This window comes from Variovorax boronicumulans (assembly GCF_029892485.1).
Taxonomy (GTDB): Bacteria; Pseudomonadota; Gammaproteobacteria; order Burkholderiales; family Burkholderiaceae_C; genus Variovorax; species Variovorax boronicumulans_B.
Window position 1 is genome coordinate 747,263 of the sequence record NZ_JARXVG010000001.1, and the last position, 21,444, is coordinate 768,706.

The window sequence follows — 21,444 nt, forward strand, 5'->3', positions numbered from 1 at the left end:
TCAAAGGAACACACATGCAAGCCCAGGACGTATTGCCCGACGGACAGGATTTCGTCGTCAGGAACGGACTCCCGTTGCGCAAGGGATCGGTCGGTGCTTTCCTCGTCAACGCGCAGTTGCTGCAGGACCCGAACGCCAGTGCAGATGCCAAGCAGGCCGCCGAGCGCGACCTGATCGAACTGCTGCCCGCCCTCGAAGCGCTGGGCCTGTTCGACGTGTTCGAGTTGCGCTCGCCCACGTTGCGCGACGAGGTGGCCCGTCATCGCGCGGCGTTCAGTTCCCCGCCTGCTTCGCCGAGCGCCTGATCGACGCCAGCGTCCCACGCGTGGTGATCACCTCGGGGTCCAGCGGGATCTCGATCAGCGTGCCGGTCTCGGCCGCCAGCGCGCGCAGCAGCGCGGCTTCGAACTGCTCCGTCTCCGTCACGCGCTCGGCGGCATAACCGTAGGCACGGGCGAGGCCGCAGAAGTCTGGGTTGCGCAGCGCGGTGCCGCTGGTACGTTCCGGGTACTCGCGCTCCTGGTGCATGCGGATCGTGCCGAACATGCCGTTATTGAGCAGCACGACGATGCTCTTGCCGCCGTGCTGCGCGGCCGTCGCCAGCTCCTGCCCCGTCATCAGGAAATCGCCGTCGCCCGCGATCGTGAAAGCCACGCGCCCCGTCGCCAGGTTCGCCGCGATGCCGGCCGGCACGCCATAGCCCATCGCACCGCTGGTCGGCGCCAGCTGCGTCTTGTGCCCCTTGGCGAGCCCGTGATAGCGGAAGTAGCGATGCATCCAGCTCGCGAAGTTGCCGGCGCCGTTGGTGATGGCCGCATCCAGCGGCAGGTGCTTCTGCAGCAGCGCGACGACCGCGGCCATGTCGATCGGACCGCGCGGCGATTCGGCCGGCATGCCGGCCAGCGCTTGCGGCACGAGGTTGGCTTCGTAGTCCGCATGCGCCTGCGCGGTCCATTCCTCCCACGGCAGCGTGGGCGGTGCGCTCAGCACCTCCAGGCTGCGCGCCGCGGCACTCATGCCGGCATTGATCGCCAGGTCGGCCTGGTAGACGCGGTTGAGTTCCTCTGCGCTCGCGTGGATGTGCACCAGCACCTGCTTCGCCTTCGGTGGTTCGAGAAGCGTGTAGCCGCCGGTCGTCATCTCACCCAGGCGCGGGCCGATGGCAAGGATCAGGTCTGCATCCTTCACGCGCTGCGCGAGCTTGGGGTTGATCGCGATGCCGACATCGCCCGCATACAGCGGATGGTGGTTGTCGAAGGTGTCCTGGTATCGGAAGGCATTGGTCACCGGCAGGCGCCAGTTCTCGGCGAAGCGTTGCAGCGCCTGCGCGGCCTGCGTCGTCCAGCCACCGCCGCCGGCGATCACCAGTGGCTGCCGCGACTTCAACAGCAACTCCCGCAAGGTGCGCAGCGCTCCCGGATCGCTCCACGGCTGCACCGCCTCCACACGCGGCAGTGGCCGCGCTGAAGTTTCCGAACGCAGCATGTCCTCGGGCAGCACCAGCACCACCGGCCCCGGCCGCCCGTTCATCGCAGTGGCGAAAGCGCGTGCCACGTACTCCGGAATGCGGTCCGCATCGTCGATGCGCTCCACGCGCTTGGCGAATCCCTTCGTGCTCGGCCCGAAGAAGCTGCCGTAGTCCACCTCCTGGAAGGCCTCGCGGTCGCGGAAGTCGCTGCCGACGTCGCCCACGAACAGCACCATCGGCGTCGAGTCTTGGAACGCGTTGTGCACGCCGATCGAAGCGTTGGTGGCGCCCGGCCCGCGGGTGACGAAGCACACGCCCGGCCGGCCGGTCAGCTTGCCGTGCGCCTCGGCCATGAAGGCCGCGCCACCCTCCTGGCGGTTCACGATGAAGCGCGCGCGGTCACCGTAGGCATGAAAGCCGTCGAGCACCGCGAGGAAGCTTTCGCCCGGCACGCCGAATGCGATCTCCATGCCTTGCGCGACCAGGCACTCGACGATCAAGTGGCCCGCGGGTTGTGATGTACTCATGGGAAGTCGAACCTCAGCTGCAATGTCTCCGGCAATTATGTGCGCCTGCTCCTCATGCCTTGCGTTAATTCCCCAAATGGTTAAATTCGCGCCATGAAGGCACCGAAGGATTCCCCGACCGAGACGCTCGAACCGCGCTCGCGCGATGCCGACCGCTCGCAGCTCGCCATCCTCGCCGCGGCGCGCGAGGAGTTCTCGCAACTGGGCCTCGCCGGCGCGCGCATGGACAGCATCGCCACGCGCGCGGGCCTGAACAAGCGCCTCATCTACTACTACTTCGGCAGCAAGGACGACCTCTTCCTCGCGGTGCTCGAGCGCACCTACGCCGACATCCGCGAAGCCGAGCAGCGGCTGCATCTGGACGAGATCGAGCCGGTCGAGGCGATCCGCCAACTCGTCTCGTTCACCTGGCACTACTACCTCGAACACCCCGAGTTCATCACGCTGCTCAACAGCGAGAACCTGCACCGCGCCGCGCACCTGAAGCGCTCCGAACGCATCCAGGAGATGAACTCGCCGCTGGTGCAACTGCTCGACACCGTGCTCGAGCGCGGCCGCCGCGAGAACCTCTTCCACGCGGGCGTGGACCCGGTGCAGCTGTACATCTCGATCGCGTCGCTGTGCTACTTCTACCTCTCGAACAACCACACGCTCTCGGCCATCTTCGGCCGTGACCTGCGTGCGCCCAAGGCGATGGCGCAACGCCTCTCGCACATGACCGACCTGGTCCTGGGCTACGTCCTGCGCTGAGCGCGCGGGCGTTTACAGAACCCCTGCGGGTATTCACTAGGCGGCGTCGGTTGACGCTGCGGCGCAGCCGTTCCTAAAATCGTTAATTCACTTATTGGTGAATTGAACCATTCAAGACAGCGGCCCGACCGCGCGGAGACAGACACCCATGAAGCCATTTGCACGCACCACTGCAACCGCAGCTCTTACAGCGCTCACCTGCCTGGCCGCCCTGATGCCGGGCCTGGCATCCGCACAGAACGGCTACCCCACCAAGCCGATCCGGGTGATCGTTCCCTTCGCGGCCGGCAGCACCACCGACATCATTGCCCGTGCCATCGCTGACAAGATGGGCACCAGCATGGGCCAGACGCTCGTCATCGACAACCGCGGCGGCGCCAGCGGCACCATCGGCCAGCAGGCGGTGGCCACGGCCGCGCCGGACGGCTACACGATCATGATTCACTCGTCCTCGCACACGGTGAGCCCCTCGACCTTCGCCAAGCTGCCGTTCGACACGGTGGGCGATTTCGCCGGCGTCACGCCGATCTCGTCGCTGCCCAACGCGCTGGTCATCTCGCCCGCCAAGAACATCAAGACGCTGCCGCAACTGCTGGCAGCCGCGCGCGCCAAGCCGGGCAGCATGAACTTCGCCTCGGCCGGTCAAGGCAGTGCCACGCACCTGAACGCCGAGAAGTTCAAGATGGCCGCGAAGATCGATGCAACCAACATCCCCTTCAAGGGATCGGGCGAGGCAGTGACCGAAGTGCTCTCGGGCCGCGTCGACTACTACTTCTCGCCCATCGCCCCGGTGATCGGCCAGATCAAGGACGGCCAGCTGCTCGCGCTCGCCGTCGGCTCGCCCAAGCGCGCGGCCGCCCTGCCCGACGTGCCCACCACCACCGAAGCAGGCGTGCCCGGCTCCGAGTTCAACTTCTGGATCGGGATGATGGCGCCCGCCAAGACGCCGCGCGAGATCGTGAACCGCCTGCACGACGAGGTGGCGAAGGCCCTCGCCACGCCCGAGGTGAAGGAGCGCTTCCTCAAGCTGGGCGCCGATGCATGGACGCTCAAGCCCGAACAGTTCGACGCCTACATCAAGGAAGAGATCGCGAGCAACGCGCAACTCGTGAAGGCCGCGGGCCTGCAGGTCCAGCAGTAAGCCAATCTTCACAAGGCAGCCGTCGTCGTCATGCTCCGCAAGCTCCTGCTCTCCCCGGCCCTGCGGCCGTTCCTGCTGATCCTGTTGCTGCTGGTGCTGTGGGACTTGACGATCCGGCTCTTCAAAATCCCGGCCTACCTGATTCCCCCGCCGTGGGAGGTCGTGAAGCAGCTGGTGGCCGAATGGCCGCGCCTCTTGAGCGAAGCCTGGAAGACCACGCTCGCCACGCTGGGCGGCTTCGGCCTGACGATCGTCATCGGCATTCCGATCGCGATGGTCATCGCCTACTCGCGGCTGGTCGAGTCGTATGTGTATCCGCTGCTCGTGTTCTCGCAGAGCATCCCGAAGGTGGCGATCGCGCCGCTTTTCGTGGTGTGGTTCGGCTTCGGCATCCTGCCCAAGGTGATCAGCGCCTTCCTGCTTGGCTTCTTCCCGGTGGTGGTGTCCACGGTAATGGGCTTCAAGTCGGTAGAGCCCGACATGCTCGACCTGGCTCGCTCGATGGGCGCGAGCCGCCTGCAGACCTTCTTCAAGATCAGCCTGCCGCAGGCGCTGCCCGCGATCTTCAGCGGTCTCAAGGTATCGGTCACGCTGGCCGTGGTGGGTGCGGTGGTCGGCGAATTCGTCGGCTCCAACTCGGGCATCGGCTACGTGCTGCAGGTGGCCAACGGCAACTTCGACCTGCCGCTGATGTTCGCCGCGCTCGTGGTGCTGTCGAGCATCGGCGTGATTCTTTTCGTCGCCGTCGACCTGGTCGAGCGCTTGATGATTCCGTGGCACGCCTCACAGCGCCACGTGCAGTGAGTTCCTTCGTCATACCCAGAAAACACCCGGAGACAACCGCCATGAAGAAACTGCTTCCCTCGATGCTCGCCGTCGCCGTCACGGCCCTGGCGACCTTTGCCATCGCACCTGCCCATGCCCAGGCCGACAAGCCCAAGGACAAAGTCACGCTGATGCTCAACTGGTACCTCTACAGCGAGCACGCGCCCTTCTTCCTCGGCAAGGAAAAGGGCTTCTACGCCGAGGAAGGCATCGACCTGGACATCCAGGAAGGCCGCGGCTCAGCTGTCACCGCGCAGGCGGTGGCCGCCAAGTCGGCCACCTTCGGCTACATCGACGTCACCACCATGATCAAGGCGGCCGCCAAGGGCGCACCGCTGAAGTCGACCGGCGTGCTGTTCCAGGTGAGCCCGATGTCGGTCATGGGCTTCAGCGAGAAGAACATCAAGACGCCCAAGGACATCATCGGCAAGACCGTGGCCGTGACGCCCGGCGATTCGATGTCGCAGATGTGGCCGCTGTTTCTCAAGGTCAACAACATCACGGCCGACCAGGTGAAGATCGTCTCGGGCGATGGCCAGACCAAGCTCAATGCGGTGACCAACGGCCAGGCCGATCTGCTGCTCGGCTATGTGATGGACCAGGCCATCAAGCTGCAGGACGCCACCGGCAAGCCCGTGACACCGATCCGCTTTGCCGACTCGGGCGTGAACCAGATCAGCTCCGGGATCATCGCCAACAAGAACCTGCTGACCGAGAACCCCGACCTCGTGAAGCGCTTCATGCGCGCCTCCACCAAGGCCGCCGAAGCTGCAGAGAAGAGCCCAGAGGCAGCGGTCGACGCGATGCTCAAGGCCAACCCGAAAGCCGGCGTGCGCGACACGCTGATCGTCGGCATGAAGCAGAGCGTGGCGCTGTATCACACGAAGGAAACGGCCAACCAACGGCCGTTTCGCGTGGCGATGAAGAACGTGAATGACTCGCTCGATCTGTTGGTGCAGTACGGTGGCATGGACCCGTCAACGCGCGGCAAGCCTGAAGACTACGTGACGCTCGATTTCCTGCCGAACTGATCCACCTTCTGCGCGCTCGCTGTTTGCCATCTCTCACGCACTCCATGTCCCAAGTCAACCTGATCGAAGCGCGCGGCGTCTCGAAGACCTACCAGAGCAAGGACGGCCCGGTCGAATCGCTCAAGCCCCTGGACTTCGCCATCCAGGAAGGCGAGTTCGTCTCCGTCGTCGGCCCCTCGGGCTGCGGCAAGAGCACGCTGCTCAAGATGGTCGCGGGCCTGCTGCCGATCAGCGGCGGCGAGCTCACGCTGGCCGGCAAGCCGATCAAGGGTCCGCAGAAGGACGTGGGCATCGTGTTCCAGAGCGCGGTGCTGCTGCCCTGGCGCAGCGTGGAAGACAACATCCTGCTGCAGGCCGAGATGCGCCACCTGCCCAAGGCGGCCTCGCAGGCCCGGGCGCGCGAGCTGATGGAGATGGCTGGCCTCAAGGGCTTCGAGCGCAAGTACCCCTGGCAACTTTCGGGCGGCATGCAGCAACGCGCCTCGATCTGCCGCGCGCTGCTGCACGACCCTTCGGTGCTGCTGATGGACGAGCCTTTCGGCGCGCTCGATGCGATGACGCGCGAGAAGATGAACCTGGAGCTGCAGCGCATCTGGATGGCGTCGAAAAAGACCGTGATGCTGATCACCCACAGCATCCCCGAGGCGATCTTTCTGTCTGACCGCGTGATCGTGATGAGCGAGCGCCCCGGCTCCATCGCCGCCGTGTACGACATCGATCTGCCCCGCCCGCGCACGCTGGACATGATGGCCTCGGCCGAGTTCGGTGCGTACACGAAGGTGGTGCGCGCGCATTTCTTCTCTCAAGGCATCCTGGACCACTGAGCAAGAGACATGGACGCGCCCCGCTTTCACATCGAAGAGATCCGCTTTTCCGAGCGCGATGTCGCGCTGCGGCTGCCGTTCCGCTTCGGTGCCGCCACCGTCACCGCCTGTCCGCAGGTGTACGTGCGAGCCCGTATCCGCTTCGAGAACGGCGGCACGGCCGAGGGCTGCGCGGCCGAGATGATGGTGCCCAAGTGGTTCGACAAGAGCCCGGCCCTCAACAACGAACAGAACTTCGAGCAGCTGCGCTTTGCACTGCGCGATGCGCGTGATGCCTACGTCGCCGAAGACGATGCGCAGACCGCGTGGACGCATTTCGCCTCGAACTACGCTGGTCTGCAGGCCCGCGCGAAGGTCAAGGGCCTGCAGGCGCTGGTGGCCAGCTACGGCCCCGCGTTGATCGACCGCGCCGTGATGGACGCGTTGTGCCTGCACGCCGGCACGAGCTTCGCAACCGCCATGAGCGCCAACCTCTGCGGCATCGACATCGCAGGCAGCGGGCTCGCTGACGACCTCGCGGGCTTCGACATGCCCGCCTTCCTGTCCAGCCAATCGCCGCGCGCAAGCATCGCGGCACGCCACACCGCCGGCCTGGCCGATGCCATCGACGACAGCGACGCGCTGCCCGATGTGCCCACCGATGGCTTGCCCACCACGCTCGACGCGGCCGTGAAGCGCTACGGCCTCGCCCACTTCAAGCTCAAGCTCTGCGGCAACACCGCGCAGGACATCGACCGCCTCCAGCGCATCGCCCGCGTGATCGACGGCCACGCGCAGCTCGTGACGCTCGATGGCAACGAGCAGTACGCCGATGCCGACGACTTCGCCGTCTTTCTGGACCGCATGCTGTCCACGCCTGTGCTTTGGAAGCTTGCGCAGAAGACCGTATTCGTCGAGCAACCGATCCGCCGCGATGCGGCCCTGGAGCGCAGCGTGTCAGCGCTGGGCAAGCGCATCCCTCTGCTGATCGACGAATCCGACGCCACGCTCGATGCCTTCGTGCAGGCCCGCGCGCTCGGCTACACCGGCGTCTCGAGCAAGAGCTGCAAGGGCTTCTACAAGTCGGTCGTCAACGCGGCGCGCTGCGCGCACTGGAACGCGGCAGAAGACAAGCCGCGCTATTTCCTCTCCGGCGAAGACCTCACCATGCAGGCCGGCATCGGCGTCCAGCAGGACCTCGCGCTCGTCGGCTGGCTCGGCCTCTCGCACGTCGAGCGCAACGGACACCACTACGTCAACGGCCTGGCGGCCGTGCCCGAGGCGGAGCAGCAAGCCCTGCTGAAGCTGCACCCCGGCCTCTATGAACTGAGCGACGGCGCAGTGCGCCTCGCCATCCGCGGCGGACAGCTCCCCCTGTCGCCGCTTGCCACCGCGCCCGGTTTTGCCACCGGAATTCCCGGCGCCGGCATCTCGTGGGACGCCATGCGTTCCGTCTACTGAAGCCCCCTTCTCATCTCTCTCGCATCTCAAGGAAGAAAACGATGGCCACCCAACGTCTAGGAATCATCATGCACGGCGTCACCGGACGCATGGGCATGAACCAGCACCTGATCCGCTCGATCTGCGCGATCCGCGCGCAAGGCGGCGTCACGCTGTCGAACGGCGACAAGGTCATGCCCGACCCCATCCTCATCGGCCGCAACGCCGAGAAGATGGAAGCGCTCGCCAAGGCCCACAACATCGCGCGCTGGGGCACGGACCTCGACAAGGCGCTGGAGAACAAGGACGACACGATCTTCTTCGACGCCGGCACCACGCAGATGCGCCCCACTTTGCTGGCCAAGGCCATCCGCGCCGGCAAGCACGTGTACTGCGAGAAGCCGATTGCCACCAACCTGAATGAAGCGGTGGAAATCGCCCGTCTCGCAGAAGGCTCGGGCCTGAAGCACGGTGCGGTGCAAGACAAGCTCTTCCTCCCGGGCCTGCGCAAGCTCGACATGCTGCGCCGCGCAGGCTTCTTCGGCCGCATGCTCAGCGTGCGTCTGGAGTTCGGCTACTGGGTGTTCGAGGGCGACCTTCAGCCCATCCAGCGCCCGAGCTGGAACTACCGCAAGGAAGACGGCGGCGGCATGATCCTGGACATGATGTGCCACTGGCGCTATGTGCTGGACAACCTGTTCGGCGAAGTGAAGTCGGTCTCGTGCATCGGCGCGACGCACATCCCCAAGCGCTGGGACGAAGCCGGCAAGCCGTATGAGGCCACCGCCGACGACGCGGCCTACGCCACCTGCGAGCTCACCGGCCACAACGGCGAGCCGGTGATCGCGCAGATCAACATGAGCTGGGTCACGCGCGTGCGCCGCGACGACCTGGTGACCTTCCACGTCGACGGCACCGACGGCTCGGCCGTCGCGGGCCTCTCCAGCTGCCGCGCCCAGTCGCGTGTCGCCACGCCGCGCCCGGTGTGGAACCCCGACGAGAAGCAGATGATGAATTTCTTCGACCAGTGGCAGGAGATTCCGGATTCGCAGGTCTACGACAACGGCTTCAAGATCCAGTGGGAGCACTTCATTCGCCACGTGGTGGAGAACGAGCCCTACAAGTGGACGCTGCCCGAAGGCGCCAAGGGCGTGCAGCTGGTCGAGGCCGCGCTCGAATCGTGGAAAGACCGCCGCTGGGTCGACGTGCCCGCGCTGAAGGGCTGACGAAGCACACGCCATGGCCCTCTCGCTGACCCTCCCCACCGCGAGCGGCACGCTCGCACCCTACGCCCTGCGCGGCACCGCGCCGGTGAAGCCCGAAGCGGGCGTGAAGTTCAACCGCATCGCCTACTCGGCCGCCCACGTCGTGGCCGATCCGCTCGCGGCCGTCGACCCGTGGCTGCAATCGGCCATCGACTGGGACACCACCATCGCCTACCGCCGCCACCTGTTCTCGCTGGGCCTGGGCGTGGCCGAGGCCATGGACACCGCGCAGCGCGGCATGGGCCTGGACTGGCCCACGTCGCTGGAACTGATCCGCCGTTCGCTCGATGCCGCCAAGGACGTGCCGGGCGCGCTGGTCGCCTCGGGCTGCGGCACCGACCACCTGAACATCGACGACGTGAAGAACGTGGACGACGTGATCCACGGCTACGAGGAGCAGATGGCCGCCATCGAGGCGCTCGGCGGCAAGCTGATCGTGATGGCCAGCCGCGCGCTCGCCCGTGTGGCGAAGAGCCCCGCCGACTACGAGCGCGTGTACGACCGCATCCTGAGCCAGGCGAAGCAGCCCGTGGTGCTGCACTGGCTGGGCGACATGTTCGACCCGGCACTTGCGGGCTACTGGGGCACGAAGGATGTCGATGCGGCGATGGACACCGCCGTCGGCATCATCGCGGCGCACCCCGACAAAGTCGACGGCATCAAGATCTCGCTGCTCGACAAGAACAAGGAAATCGCGATGCGCCGGCGCCTGCCGAAGGGCGTGCGCATGTACACGGGCGATGACTTCAACTACGCAGAGCTGATTGCTGGCGACGGCTTTGGCGACGAGCCCACGCACGGCAAGAGCGATGCGCTGTTGGGCATCTTCGACGCCATCGCACCTGCTGCGAGTGCGGCACTGGGCGCATTGGCCCAAGGCAACACCGAGAAATTCCACGCCATCCTCGGCCCCACGGTACCGTTGTCGCGCCACATCTTCGCGGCGCCCACGCGCTTCTACAAGACGGGCGTGGTGTTCATGGCCTGGCTCAACGGCCACCAGAAGCACTTCACGATGGTGGGGGGCCAGCAGAGCACGCGTTCGCTGCAGCACTTCGCAGAACTGTTTCGCCTGGCCGATGCGGCGAACTTGCTGGAGCAACCCGAGCTGGCGGTGCGGCGCATGAAGACGTTGCTGGCGCTGCACGGCGTGGAAGGTTGAACCAGCCCATGCGCAATTTCTCCTTGAACCACGACTGGCTGTCGATCAACACGGCGACCATCCGCAAGCAGTCGGGTGCCGAGGTGCCGCTGGACCACATCATCGACCAGTGCGCCGAGCGCGGCATCCGCGCGATCAGCCCCTGGCGCGACCAGGTGGCAGCCGTCGGGCTCGACAAGGTGGCAAAGCAGCTGAAGGCTCACGGCATCGGCCTGTCGGGCTACTGCCGCGGCGGCTTCTTCCCCGCTGCCGATGCGGCAGGCCTGAAGGCCGCGCTCGACGACAACCGCCGCGCCATCGACGAAGCGAAGACGCTCGATGCCCCCTGCCTCGTGCTGGTAGTCGGTGCTCTGCCCGGCGCGCTCGAAAGCAAGCCCGCGTACAAAGATATCGCCCGGGCGCGCAGCGAGGTGCGCGACGGCATCGCCGCATCGCTCGAATACGCCCGCGAAGTCGGCATGCCCCTCGCCATCGAGCCCCTGCACCCCATGCAGGCGGCCGACCGCGCGTGCATCAACACGCTCGAACATGCGCTCGACATCTGCGACGAACTGGACGCAGGCAAGAGCGGCATGCTCGGCGTGGCGCTCGACATCTATCACGTCTGGTGGGACCCGAAGCTGCAGCAGCAGATCGCCCGCGCCGGGCGCGAACGCCTGCTGGCGTACCACGTCTGCGACTGGCTCACGCCCACGCGCGACCTGCTGAGTGACCGCGGGATGATGGGCGACGGCGTGGTCGAGTTGAAGAAGATCCGCGGCTGGGTCGAAGAGGCGGGCTTTGCAGGTTTCAGCGAGGTCGAGATCTTTTCGAACCTCGACTGGTGGCAGCGGCCCGGCAGCGAAACGCTGGACATGTGCATCGAGCGACATCGCAGCGCGGTCTGACGCATCGCACCGAAGCGAAGTGCGGCCGCCTGTGCTGCAATTCACCCCATGGCTGACCCGACCCTCGACGACCTGCGCCGATATGCGGTAGCGCGCACCCTCTTCAAGCCGACCACGTTGCCGAGCGCGATCCGCCAGCTCGGCTTTGTGCAAGCCGACCCGATCCGCGCCCCGGCACGCGCGCAAGACCTGACCTTGCGCCATCGCGTGAAGGATTACCGCGCAGGCGATCTCGAAAGCCGCTACACCCGCTTGGCCATCGAGGAAGACTGCCTGGTCAATTACGGCTTCCTGCCGCGCGAGCATCTCGCGCTCATGCACCCACGCGAAGCCAAGCAAGTCTGGGACGCCGACACGCGGCGCAAGGCGGCCGACGTGCTGGCCTATGTGCGCGCGCACGGCCCGGTGCATCCGCGCCAGGTCGAGCAGCATTTCGCGCACGGCCGCATCAAGAACTACTGGGGCGGCTCGAGCAACGCGACCACGCACCTGCTCGACGGCATGCACTACCGCGGCATGCTGCGCGTGGTGCGGCGCGACAGTGGCACGCGCGTCTACGAAGCAGTGACGCACATGCCCGCCGACGACAGCCCCGCCGGCCGCGCGCAACGCGCCGCCGCGCTCATCGAACTGATCGTGCGCAAGTACGCGCCGCTCCCCGCCGCAAGCCTCACTTACCTTGTGCGACTGCTGGGCTACGGCGCGCCGCACCTCGCGGCACAGACGCAGGCGGCGCTGCGTCTCGCGCGCGAAGAGCTCGCGAGCTGCCGCATCGACGGCACCGTGTGGTACTGGCCCGCAGACGAGAACCCGGCGTCGAAGCGCCATGCGCCCGACGACGCGGTGCGCCTGCTCGCGCCCTTCGATCCGGTCGTGTGGGACCGCCGCCGCTTCGAGCTGCTGTGGGGCTGGACATACAAATTCGAGGCCTACACGCCCGCGCCGAAGCGCCAGTTCGGCTACTACGCGCTGCCGCTGCTGTGGCACGACCGCGTGATCGGCTGGGCCAACGTGACTGCACCCGAAGGCCGGCTGCAGCCGGCCTTCGGTTTTGCCGAGAAGAAACCGCGGGATGCGGCATTCCGCGCAGCCCTCGATGAAGAGCTGCACCGCATGACGCAGTTCCTCGCGGGGCGTGCATCGCCGATCAAATAAATCCCCGCGCGGCTGAAGGTCTGGCGCGCGGGCGACAACCCCATGCCAAAGGGGGCTTCTAGAATCGCGCCGTTGTCCGGTTCGCCGGACGGCAAGCGTTCTCAGGGCGGGGTGCAATTCCCCACCGGCGGTGATGGCGACGTAAAAGTCGCACAAGCCCGCGAGCGCCCGAAGCCTGCGCAAGCAAGCCGAGGGGTCAGCAGATTTCGGTGCGATTCCGAAGCCGACGGTCACAGTCCGGATGAAAGAGAGCGCGAAATGCGGGTCGGTACGCGCGTTCTTCCACGAGCGCGCGGTCGGCTTTGCGGTTTCGTGCGCCCTGATTCAGGAATCCTGCTTTTCAGAGGCACACCATGAGTCAGATCAACGACCTTCCCCTCTCCGCCATCACCGCGTCGAATGCATCGCGCGGCGAGCGCATCGCTTTTGTCGAGGCGCAGTGGCATTCGGACATCGTCCACCAGGCACGCGACGCCTTTCTCGAAGAGATGGCACGCCTGGGCGTGGCCCGCGAGCTCATCGACATCTTCGATGTGCCCGGCGCCTTCGAGATCCCGCTGCACGCCAAGCGCCTGGCCAACTCGGGCAAGTACGCGGCCATCATCGGCTGCGCGCTGGTGGTCGATGGCGGCATCTACCGTCACGAGTTCGTCGCGAACACGGTGGTCAGCACGCTGATGTCGCTTCAGCTCGAGACCGACGTGCCGATCTTCTCGGCCGTGCTCACGCCACACCACTTCCACGAGCATGTGGAGCACCGCAAGTACTTCCATCGCCATTTCGCGATCAAGGGCACGGAAGTGGCCGAGGCCTGCTTCAAGACGCTCGAAGCATTGAAGAAGGTGGACGCGGCGCTGGCTGCGTGACAACGGGCACCCGTCCGCAGTAATCTGCGCGGATGGCCTCTTCATCCGCCTCCAGAGATCGCTACACCCTCTACGGCGCGCCCGGTTCGGGCGCCACGCCGGTCCATGCGGCGCTGACGCTGATCGGCGCGCAGGTCGACACCGTCGATATGTCCCCTTGGGAAGGCGAGTCCGAACGCGAGCGCGTGGCGGATGTCAATCCGATGCGCCAGGTGCCCGCGCTGGTGCTGCCCTCGGGCGAGCTCATGACCGAGAGCGCGGCCATCCTGATCTGGCTCGGCGACCGCTATCCCGAAGCTGGGCTCTGCCCCGCGCCCGACGATCCGCTGCGTGCGCGCTACCTGCGCTGGATGGTCTATCTGCCAGCGGCCATCTACTCACTCTTCTGGGTGCGCGACGAGCCCGCGCGCCTCACGCCCGACCCTGTGGCACAGCCCGCGATGCTCGAACGCACCGCCGAGCGCATCGCGCACTGCTGGCACCTGATGGACACGCAGATCGACGAACCCGCCCCCTACCTGCTCGGCGACAGGATCAGCATGCTCGACCTCTATGTGACGGTGCTGTCGCGCTGGACGCCGCGCCGCCGGCGCTTCTACCGCGTGGCACCGCGCATGGCGCGCGCGGTGCGGCGCGTGGACGCCGATCCGCGCCTGGCCGAGTTCTGGGCCGCGCGCTTTCCGTTCTCGATGGACGAGGAAGCCAAGAAGGACTGACAACCGCTCTTCCGATAATCGACACCATGACCGCACGCACCCCCACCACCGACTACCCGATGACGATCTATCACAAGCCCAACTGCAGCACGTCGCGCAACGTGCTGGGCTTGATCCGCGAGAGCGGCGTGGAGCCGACGATCGTCCTGTACCTGGAAACGCCGCCTTCGAAGAAGAAGTTGCGCGAGCTGACGAAAGCCATGGGCACGACGGCACGCGACCTGCTGCGCACGAAGGAAGCACCGTACGAAGAACTGAAGCTGGCCGATCCGAAGTGGACCGACGACCAGTTGTTCGATGCGATCGTCGAGAACCCGATCCTCTTGCAGCGCCCCATCGTCGTCTCGCCGCGCGGCACGCTGATGTGCCGCCCGTGGGAACGCGTGCGCGAGATCCTCCCGGCTTAAAGCGGTCGGTCGACAGCCTGTTGCGCCAGGCCCCATGCAACGTGTTCACGCACGAGTTCGCTCGGATGTTCGGCGCGCGTTGCCAACGCTTCCTTCGCGCCGCCCTCGCCCGACCTCACCGCATTGCCCAGCGCCACCGCGATGTTGCGCAGCCACCGCTCGTGCCCGATGCGGCGTATCGGACTGCCCTCGGTGCGGCGCAGGAAATCCTCTTCGGTCCATGCGAAGAGCTCGGCCAGCGTGCGCCCCGTGAGCCCTTCGCGCGCGTCGAAGTCCGGCAGCGCACTCTTCTTGGCGAACTTGTTCCAGGGGCAGATCAGCTGGCAGTCGTCGCAGCCGTAGATGCGGTTGGCCATCAAGGGCCGCAGCTCCTCCGGGATCGACCCGCCGTGCTCGATGGTGAGGTACGAGATGCAGCGCCGCGCATCGAGCCGCCTCGGCGCGACGATGGCCTGCGTAGGGCACACGTCGATGCAGGCGCTGCAACTGCCGCAATGCGCGGTGACCGGCTCGCTCTCGGGCAGTGCCATGTCGATGTAGATCTCGCCAAGAAAGAACATCGAGCCCGCATCGCGGTCCAGCACCAGCGTGTGCTTGCCGCGCCAGCCCTGGCCGCTGCGCGAAGCCAGCTCGGCCTCGAGCACCGGTGCCGAATCCGTGAACGCGCGGTGGCCGAAGGGGCCGACCTCCTCGGCGATCTTCTCGGCCAGCTTTGCGAGCCGGTTGCGCAAGACCTTGTGATAGTCGCGGCCCCGCGCATAGACCGACACGATCGCCTCGCCGGGCCGCGCGAGGCGGTCGAACTCGACGGCTTGCCATTCGGGCGGCGTGTCGCGCGGCAGGTAGTCCATGCGCGCGGTGATCACGCTCACGGTGCCCGGCACCAGCTCCGCGGGACGGGCGCGGCGCGTGCCGTGCGTTGCCATGTATTGCATCTCGCCATGGAACCCATGGGCCAGCCATTGCATCAGACCGTCCTCGGCGCTCGATAAATCGACGCCCGCGATTCCGATTTGGGAGAATCCGAGTTCCCGGGCCAAAGCCTGAATACGAACAACGAGTGGATGGCTGACGATCACTTGCCGATTGTAGAAACGCCCAAGGGCACCACACGCACGCTGCGCTGGTGCAGCGAAGCCGACACCGACGCCTTCGCAAAGTCGCTCGCCGCTGCGCCTGCGCTGCGCGATGCCTTCATCGCCCTCGAAGGCGACCTGGGCGCCGGCAAGACCACCTTCGTTCGCCACCTGCTGCGCGCATTGGGCATCGAGGGCCGCATCAAGAGCCCCACCTACGCAGTGGTCGAGCCGCATGAAGCGCCCGACGGGCTGGCCATCTTCCATTTCGACTTCTATCGCTTCGCCGACCCGCGCGAATGGGACGACGCCGGCTTCCGCGACATCTTCGCGGGCCCGGGCCTCAAGCTGGCCGAGTGGCCGGAAAACGCCGCGGGCCGCACTCCACCTGCCGACCTAGCTATTAAAATCGAAGCAATGACCGACGATACACGCAGCGTGACCCTCCGCGCGAACACCCCTCGCGGCAGCGACCTGCTGGCGCGCATCGCCGCATGAAGGCGGGCGGCCTGAAACGGCGCGTGCTGCTGCAGGGCGGCAGCATCGCGCTGATGCTCGGCGTGCACCAGATCGCACGCGGCGCCACCATCCTCGCCGTTCGCGTCTGGCCCGCGGCCGACTACACGCGCGTGACCATCGAGTCCGATGCACGGCTCAGCTCGCAGCAGCTCGTGGTCGGCAGCCCGCCGCGGCTGGCCGTCGACATCGAGGGCATCGAGCTCAACAATGAACTGCGCGAGCTGGTCGGCAAGATCAAGCCTGGCGATCCCTACATCAACGGCCTGCGTGTCGGGCAGAACGCACCCAATGTCGTGCGCATCGTGTTCGACCTGAAGCAGACGGTGCGCCCGCAGGTCTTCTCGCTGGCGCCCGTGGCGGCCTACAGGCATCGGATGGTGCTCGACCTGTATCCCGAACAGGCCATCGACCCGATGGAAGCGCTGATTGCCGAGCGGCTGCGCGATGCGCCCAAGGCCGGCGGCCCCGCCAACAACAACGGCGCCGCGGTGGCGGGCATTGCGCCCTCCGCACCCGCAACGCCGCCAGGCACCGCGCCCGCGCCGGTGCGCCCCGCAATGCCCGCGGGCGATCCGCTGGGGGAGCTCATGGCGCAGCAGTCGATGCGCCCGGGCCCCGCGGCGCCTGCCCCGCCTGTCGTGGCAGGTGGCGACCGCCCACCCGCGCCGCCCGTGCTCGTAGCGCCGGCACCGCTGCCGCCCGTGGTGGGCACCGCGCCGGTCCGGCCCGTGTCGCCCCCCGTCGCGGCCGCACGCGGCGGCGCAACGGCAAGCCGCACCGACCGCATCATCATCGTGGCGCTGGACCCCGGCCACGGCGGCGAGGACCCTGGCGCCACCGGTCCCAGCGGCACGCGCGAGAAAGACATCGTGCTGCAGGTTGCGTTCCGCCTGCGCGACCGCATCAACGCGGGCAGCGTCAACGGCAACCCGATGCGCGCCTTTCTCACGCGCGATGCCGACTTCTTCGTGCCGCTGGGCGTGCGCGTGCAGAAGGCGCGGCGCGTGCAGGCCGACCTGTTCGTAAGCATTCATGCCGATGCATTCACCACGCCCGCCGCGCGCGGCGCCAGCGTGTTCGCGCTGAGCCAGAGCGGCGCATCGAGCAGCGCGGCGCGCTGGCTGGCCAACAAGGAAAACGACGCCGACAAGGTCGGTGGCGTCAACGTCGGCAACCACGAGGTGCAGGTGCAGCGCGCGCTGCTCGACATGAGCACCACCGCGCAGATCAACGACAGCCTGAAGCTGGGCGGCGCGATGCTCGGCGAGATCAAGGGCATCGGTGCGCGGCTGCACAAGGGCGAGGTCGAGCAGGCCGGCTTCGCGGTGCTGAAGGCACCCGACATTCCGAGCGTGCTGGTGGAGACCGCCTTTATCAGCAACCCCGAGGAAGAAGCCAACCTGCGCCGCGTCGACTACCAGGAGAGCCTGGCCGATGCGCTCATGCGCGGCATCCAGCGTTACTTCGCGCAGAACCCGCCGTTGGCGCGCAGCCGCCAGCTCTGATCCCTACGCAGCGTTTTGTAAAGCTAAAGCACGCCTGCTGTCCCACGCAGGGCGGCCTGTGACACCGCACAGGCAGGCGCGGCAGGCTCCTACACAGCGCATGCGGCCCTTTTGATGATGATGAACCATCACTCCTCGAAAGGGCACATCATGAAGACACGTCTCTGGATCGCTGCAGCTGCAGCCACTTCGGTCATGGCGATTGCGGGTTGCGCAAGCGGCCCCAACCAGAACCTCGGTACTGGCGTCGGTGCGGTCGGCGGTGCGCTGGTGGGCAATGCCATCGGCGGCAACACGGCCAGCACTGTGGGTGGTGCAGCCATCGGCGGCATCATCGGCAACCAGGTCGGCCGCAATGCCGACGAGCGGAACTACAACCGCCAGCGCTATCCGCAAGGCAGCGGCTACTACCCTGGCAACGGCCCGAACTACTGATCGGCCTGCTGAATGAAAAAAACGCGCCGCCGGCGCGTTTTTTCTTGAGCGGACGAAACGGCCTCAGGCCTGTGCGGCGGCCCGTGCCTTCTCTGCCTTCGAGGCGCGCCACGCCCCGAAGATTGCAAGCAGCCCGGGCACGAAGATCAGCGCCCAGATGATCTTGTCCAGGTGCTGCCGCACGAACGGCAGGTTGCCGAAGAAGTAGCCTGCGGTCGCGATGCCCAGCACCCAGATCAGCGCGCCCACGACGTTGTACATGGTGAACTTCGCGCGGCTCATTTCCGCCACGCCCGCCACGAACGGGGCGAAGGTGCGGATGAAGGGCATGAAGCGCGCAAGGATGATGGTGATGCCGCCATAGCGCTCGTAGAAGCTGTGCGCCTGGTCGAAGGCCTTGCGGTTGAAGAAGCGCGAGTTCTCCCACTGGAAGACCTTCGGCCCGAAGTAGCGGCCGATCGAATAGTTGGTCTGGTCCCCGAGGATGGCCGCGGCGATCAGGATGCCGCAGGCCAGCGGAAAGTTCATGAGCCCCACGCCGCACAGCGCGCCGACGATGAAGAGCAGCGAATCGCCCGGCAGGAACGGCATCACCACCGCGCCGGTCTCCACGAAGACGATCAGGAAGAGCAGCGCATAGACCCAGGGGCCGTAGGCGATGACGAAGGCCTCGAGATGCTTGTCGACGTGAAGGATGAAGTCGATGAGATAGCTGATGATTTCCATGGCCGCGGATTATCCTTGTTGAGGTCTTGAGTCCCTTTCGAATCACCCCATGATCCACATACGCGAAGCCCTGGATGCGGACTGGCCCGCCATCTGGGCCATCCTCGAACCGACGTTCCGCCGCGGCGACACCTACACCTTCGCCACCGACGTGACAGAAGACGAGGCGCGTCAGTCGTGGACCCAGGTTCCCACTGCCACCTTCATTGCGTGCGACGAGCAGGGCACCGTGCTCGGCACCTACGTCATCAAGCCCAACCAGCCCGGCCAGGGCGCGCATGTGAGCAACTGCGGCTACGTGGTCTCCGAGGCCGCGCGTGGTCTGGGCGTGGCCTCGGCGCTGTGCGAACACTCGCAGCAGCAGGCCCTGCGCATGGGCTTTCTGGCGATGCAGTTCAACTTCGTCGTGTCCACCAACGAGCGCGCGGTGCGGCTCTGGCAGCGGATGGGCTTCGCCATCGTCGGCACCCTGCCGGGTGCCTTCCGGCATCCGCAGCATGGCTTCGTGGATGCCTTCGTCATGTACAAGCAGTTGCGGATTACGTGAGCACCGGCGCGGCATGGTTGCGGTTCTGCGCGGCAGGTGAAGGCCTTCGCAGGCGCCGATGAGTCCGGTTGAGGGGCCGTATCAGCGCCGCCCGATACACCGGTGCCCCGTACAGGGCCGGGATTTGGGCCCCGCTTCTAGAATGCCCCGGTGAGTGCACTCCCCTCCTCCATCCCCCCCACCGCCCCCCGCCGCCCGATCCGCGAACTGCCCGACGAGCTGATCAGCCAGATCGCCGCCGGCGAAGTGGTCGAGCGGCCGGCCTCGGTGGTGCGCGAGCTGCTCGACAACGCGCTGGACGCCGGCGCAAGCCAGGTCACGGTGCGGCTCGCGTCGGGCGGTGTGCGGTTGATCTCGGTAGAAGACGACGGCCTGGGCATTCCGCGCGAAGAACTCACCGTGGCGCTGCGCCGCCACGCCACCAGCAAGATCGCGAGCCTGGACGACTTGGAGACGGTCGGCACCATGGGCTTTCGCGGCGAGGCGCTCGCGGCCATCAACGCGATTGCCGAACTCAGCATCCTTTCCCGCTTCACCGGCGCCGACAGCGCCTTCGCGCTCGATGGCCGCACCGGCGAACTGCGGCCGGTGGCGCGCTCGGTCGGCACGACCGTCGAGGTGCGCGAACTCTTTTTTGCAACGCCGGCGCGCCGCAAGTTTCTGAAGACCGATGCCACCGAGCTGGCCCACTGCATCGAGGCGGTGCGCCGCCACGCACTGGCGCGGCCCGAGGTCGGCTTCTCGGTGTGGCACGACGGCAAGCTGGTCGAGCAATGGCGCGCTGCCGACGTGCGCGAGCAGCGGCTGGCCGATGCGCTCAGCGACGACTTCGTGGCCAGGAGCGTGGCCGTCTCGCATGTGGGCGGCGTGGTGCGCGTGGTCGGCCGCGCCGGCATCCCCGATGCGGCGCGCTCGCGCGGCGACCAGCAGTTCTTCTATGTCAACGGCCGCTTCGTGCGCGACAAGGTGCTCTCGCACGCAGTGCGCAGCGCTTATGAAGACGTGCTGCACGGCCAGCGCCAGCCGATCTATGCGCTTTACCTCGAGATCGACCCGTCGCGCGTCGATGTGAACGTGCACCCGACCAAGATCGAAGTGCGCTTTCGCGATGGTCGCGAGGTGCACCAGGCGGTGCGCCATGCGATCGAGGATGCGCTGGCCGCGCCGCGCGCCGGGGACGCCGAGGCGCCTTCCGGTCCGCCGCAGCCCTTTTTCAAGGAAACCGCGCTGCCGGAGAGCGCGAGCTGGTCGCAGCCGGCCATGAATTTCGCGGTCCGGGAGCGCGGCGCGGGCGATTTCGAAGCCATGTGGCCGCACCGCACCGACGAACTCGGGCACGCGCCCGATTCCACGCCTTCGCACTGGCCCCTGACGGGCGCGGCGCCGATGGCGTTCCGGGCACCGGTGGGGCTGCCTGCGAGCCCGGAGGAAAACCCCGCGGCTCCCGCTGCCACCAACGAAGAAGCCTGGCCCCTGGGCCGCGCGCTGGCCCAGTTGCAGGGCATCTACATCCTGGCCGAGAACACTCAGGGCCTGATCGTGGTCGACATGCATGCCGCCCACGAGCGCATCGTCTACGAGCGGCTCAAGACGCAGCTCGACGGCGCCGCCATCACCAGCCAGCCGCTGCTCATTCCAGCCACCTTCGCGGCCACGCCGCAGGAAGTGGCCACGGCCGAGGCCTGCGCCGAGGTGCTGCCCACGCTGGGGCTGGAGATCACCGCTTTTTCGGCACGCACGCTCGCGGTGCGCGCCGTGCCCGGCACGCTGGCCGACGGCGACCCCGTCGAGCTGGCACGCAGCGTGCTGGCCGAACTGGGCCAGCACGACGCCAGCACCGTGGTGCAGCGCGCCCAGAACGAATTGCTGTCCACCATGGCCTGCCATGGCGCCGTGCGGGCCAACCGGAAGCTCACCATCGACGAGATGAACGCACTGTTACGCCAGATGGAGGCGACCGAGCGTTCGGACCAGTGCAACCACGGCCGACCGACCTGGCGGCAGCTGTCGATTCGCGAGCTCGACGCGCTGTTCATGCGCGGCAGGTAGCCGGATCGGCGCCTTTTTCAGGGTTTTCGAGGGTTTTGGACGGTCATCCATTGACCGGGCACGCACGTTGCATGGTCTCCACAAAGCGCCGTCGAGCGCTGTTTCAGGGGGTTACCAAGGCGCAACGCCGGCGCGTCGTGGTGA

At 66.8% G+C, this 21,444-nt stretch carries 22 protein-coding genes and 1 riboswitch; of the genes, 19 read left to right on the forward strand and 3 right to left on the reverse strand.

The genetic code is table 11. The features are described from left to right. The first annotated feature begins 14 nt into the window (after positions 1-14). Complete coding sequence (locus M2282_RS03525) at positions 15-305, forward strand: hypothetical protein (protein WP_280807389.1); 291 nt, start codon at positions 15-17, stop codon at positions 303-305. Here the strand turns inward: M2282_RS03525 and M2282_RS03530 are convergent. Then, positions 274-1,995, reverse strand: coding sequence for a thiamine pyrophosphate-binding protein (locus M2282_RS03530; RefSeq protein WP_280807390.1), 1,722 nt, complete (start codon positions 1,993-1,995; stop codon positions 274-276). The genes M2282_RS03525 and M2282_RS03530 overlap by 32 nt on opposite strands. Before the next feature lie 93 nt (positions 1,996-2,088). Between M2282_RS03530 and M2282_RS03535 the strand changes: the two genes are divergently transcribed. From M2282_RS03535 to arsC, 13 genes are all read left to right on the forward strand, one after another. After that, the gene (locus M2282_RS03535; RefSeq protein WP_206174270.1) at positions 2,089-2,745 is read left to right on the forward strand and encodes a TetR/AcrR family transcriptional regulator; all 657 of its coding nucleotides are present in this window, start codon (positions 2,089-2,091) and stop codon (positions 2,743-2,745) included. 148 nt (positions 2,746-2,893) lie between these two features. Continuing rightward, positions 2,894-3,886 carry a tripartite tricarboxylate transporter substrate binding protein gene (locus tag M2282_RS03540; protein WP_280807391.1) on the forward strand — a complete coding sequence of 331 codons (993 nt, stop codon included), beginning with the start codon at positions 2,894-2,896 and terminating at the stop codon, positions 3,884-3,886. A 30-nt stretch (positions 3,887-3,916) separates the two neighbouring features. Further along, entirely contained in the window at positions 3,917-4,690 is a 774-nt protein-coding gene (locus M2282_RS03545; protein ID WP_280807392.1) for an ABC transporter permease, read from the forward strand. A 41-nt stretch (positions 4,691-4,731) separates the two neighbouring features. Further along, positions 4,732-5,742, forward strand: a complete 1,011-nt coding sequence (locus tag M2282_RS03550) for an ABC transporter substrate-binding protein (RefSeq protein WP_280807393.1) — start codon at positions 4,732-4,734, stop codon at positions 5,740-5,742. 44 nt (positions 5,743-5,786) lie between these two features. Beyond that, on the forward strand, positions 5,787-6,566 hold the full coding sequence (locus tag M2282_RS03555; RefSeq protein ID WP_280807394.1) for an ABC transporter ATP-binding protein: 780 nt from the start codon (positions 5,787-5,789) through the stop codon (positions 6,564-6,566). A 9-nt stretch (positions 6,567-6,575) separates the two neighbouring features. Next, positions 6,576-8,006, forward strand: coding sequence for an enolase C-terminal domain-like protein (locus M2282_RS03560; RefSeq protein ID WP_280807395.1), 1,431 nt, complete (start codon positions 6,576-6,578; stop codon positions 8,004-8,006). Between the two features lie 41 nt (positions 8,007-8,047). Next, positions 8,048-9,211: a Gfo/Idh/MocA family protein gene (locus tag M2282_RS03565; RefSeq protein WP_280807396.1), complete on the forward strand. Its 1,164-nt coding sequence runs from the start codon at positions 8,048-8,050 to the stop codon at positions 9,209-9,211. Positions 9,212-9,224: 13 nt separating this feature from the next. After that, positions 9,225-10,412, forward strand: coding sequence for a dihydrodipicolinate synthase family protein (locus tag M2282_RS03570; RefSeq protein WP_280807397.1), 1,188 nt, complete (start codon positions 9,225-9,227; stop codon positions 10,410-10,412). 8 nt (positions 10,413-10,420) lie between these two features. Further along, positions 10,421-11,299 (forward strand): sugar phosphate isomerase/epimerase family protein, encoded by an 879-nt coding sequence (locus M2282_RS03575; protein ID WP_280807398.1) that lies wholly within the window; start codon positions 10,421-10,423, stop codon positions 11,297-11,299. Positions 11,300-11,347: 48 nt separating this feature from the next. Next, positions 11,348-12,454 (forward strand): DNA glycosylase AlkZ-like family protein, encoded by a 1,107-nt coding sequence (locus M2282_RS03580; RefSeq protein WP_280807399.1) that lies wholly within the window; start codon positions 11,348-11,350, stop codon positions 12,452-12,454. Between the two features lie 93 nt (positions 12,455-12,547). Then, positions 12,548-12,711: riboswitch (FMN riboswitch) on the forward strand. A 96-nt stretch (positions 12,712-12,807) separates the two neighbouring features. Then, the gene (locus M2282_RS03585; RefSeq protein WP_042582066.1) at positions 12,808-13,320 is read left to right on the forward strand and encodes a 6,7-dimethyl-8-ribityllumazine synthase; all 513 of its coding nucleotides are present in this window, start codon (positions 12,808-12,810) and stop codon (positions 13,318-13,320) included. Between the two features lie 32 nt (positions 13,321-13,352). Beyond that, a complete protein-coding gene (locus M2282_RS03590; RefSeq protein WP_280807400.1) occupies positions 13,353-14,036 on the forward strand; it encodes a glutathione S-transferase family protein in 684 nt (227 codons plus the stop codon). Positions 14,037-14,062: 26 nt separating this feature from the next. After that, positions 14,063-14,443 carry an arsenate reductase (glutaredoxin) gene (gene arsC / locus M2282_RS03595; protein WP_280807401.1) on the forward strand — a complete coding sequence of 127 codons (381 nt, stop codon included), beginning with the start codon at positions 14,063-14,065 and terminating at the stop codon, positions 14,441-14,443. Here arsC and queG read toward each other — a convergent pair. Beyond that, positions 14,440-15,522 (reverse strand): tRNA epoxyqueuosine(34) reductase QueG, encoded by a 1,083-nt coding sequence (queG, locus tag M2282_RS03600; RefSeq protein ID WP_280807402.1) that lies wholly within the window; start codon positions 15,520-15,522, stop codon positions 14,440-14,442. The two genes, arsC and queG, sit on opposite strands and share 4 nt — an antisense overlap. Between queG and tsaE the strand changes: the two genes are divergently transcribed. From tsaE to M2282_RS03615, 3 genes are all read left to right on the forward strand, one after another. After that, positions 15,508-16,017, forward strand: a complete 510-nt coding sequence (gene tsaE, locus M2282_RS03605; protein ID WP_280807403.1) for a tRNA (adenosine(37)-N6)-threonylcarbamoyltransferase complex ATPase subunit type 1 TsaE — start codon at positions 15,508-15,510, stop codon at positions 16,015-16,017. The two genes, queG and tsaE, sit on opposite strands and share 15 nt — an antisense overlap. Beyond that, positions 16,014-17,543, forward strand: a complete 1,530-nt coding sequence (locus tag M2282_RS03610) for an N-acetylmuramoyl-L-alanine amidase (RefSeq protein WP_280807404.1) — start codon at positions 16,014-16,016, stop codon at positions 17,541-17,543. Before tsaE ends, M2282_RS03610 begins: the two co-directional genes overlap by 4 nt. Before the next feature lie 150 nt (positions 17,544-17,693). After that, entirely contained in the window at positions 17,694-17,978 is a 285-nt protein-coding gene (locus M2282_RS03615) for a glycine zipper domain-containing protein (RefSeq protein WP_280807405.1), read from the forward strand. A gap of 63 nt (positions 17,979-18,041) precedes the next feature. Here the strand turns inward: M2282_RS03615 and M2282_RS03620 are convergent, their stop codons facing one another. After that, positions 18,042-18,704 (reverse strand): DedA family protein, encoded by a 663-nt coding sequence (locus M2282_RS03620; RefSeq protein WP_280807406.1) that lies wholly within the window; start codon positions 18,702-18,704, stop codon positions 18,042-18,044. A 49-nt stretch (positions 18,705-18,753) separates the two neighbouring features. Between M2282_RS03620 and M2282_RS03625 the strand changes: the two genes are divergently transcribed. Continuing rightward, positions 18,754-19,251 carry a GNAT family N-acetyltransferase gene (locus M2282_RS03625; RefSeq protein ID WP_280807407.1) on the forward strand — a complete coding sequence of 166 codons (498 nt, stop codon included), beginning with the start codon at positions 18,754-18,756 and terminating at the stop codon, positions 19,249-19,251. Between the two features lie 150 nt (positions 19,252-19,401). Further along, a complete protein-coding gene (gene mutL / locus M2282_RS03630) occupies positions 19,402-21,300 on the forward strand; it encodes a DNA mismatch repair endonuclease MutL (protein ID WP_280807408.1) in 1,899 nt (632 codons plus the stop codon). Positions 21,301-21,444: the final 144 nt, after the last annotated feature.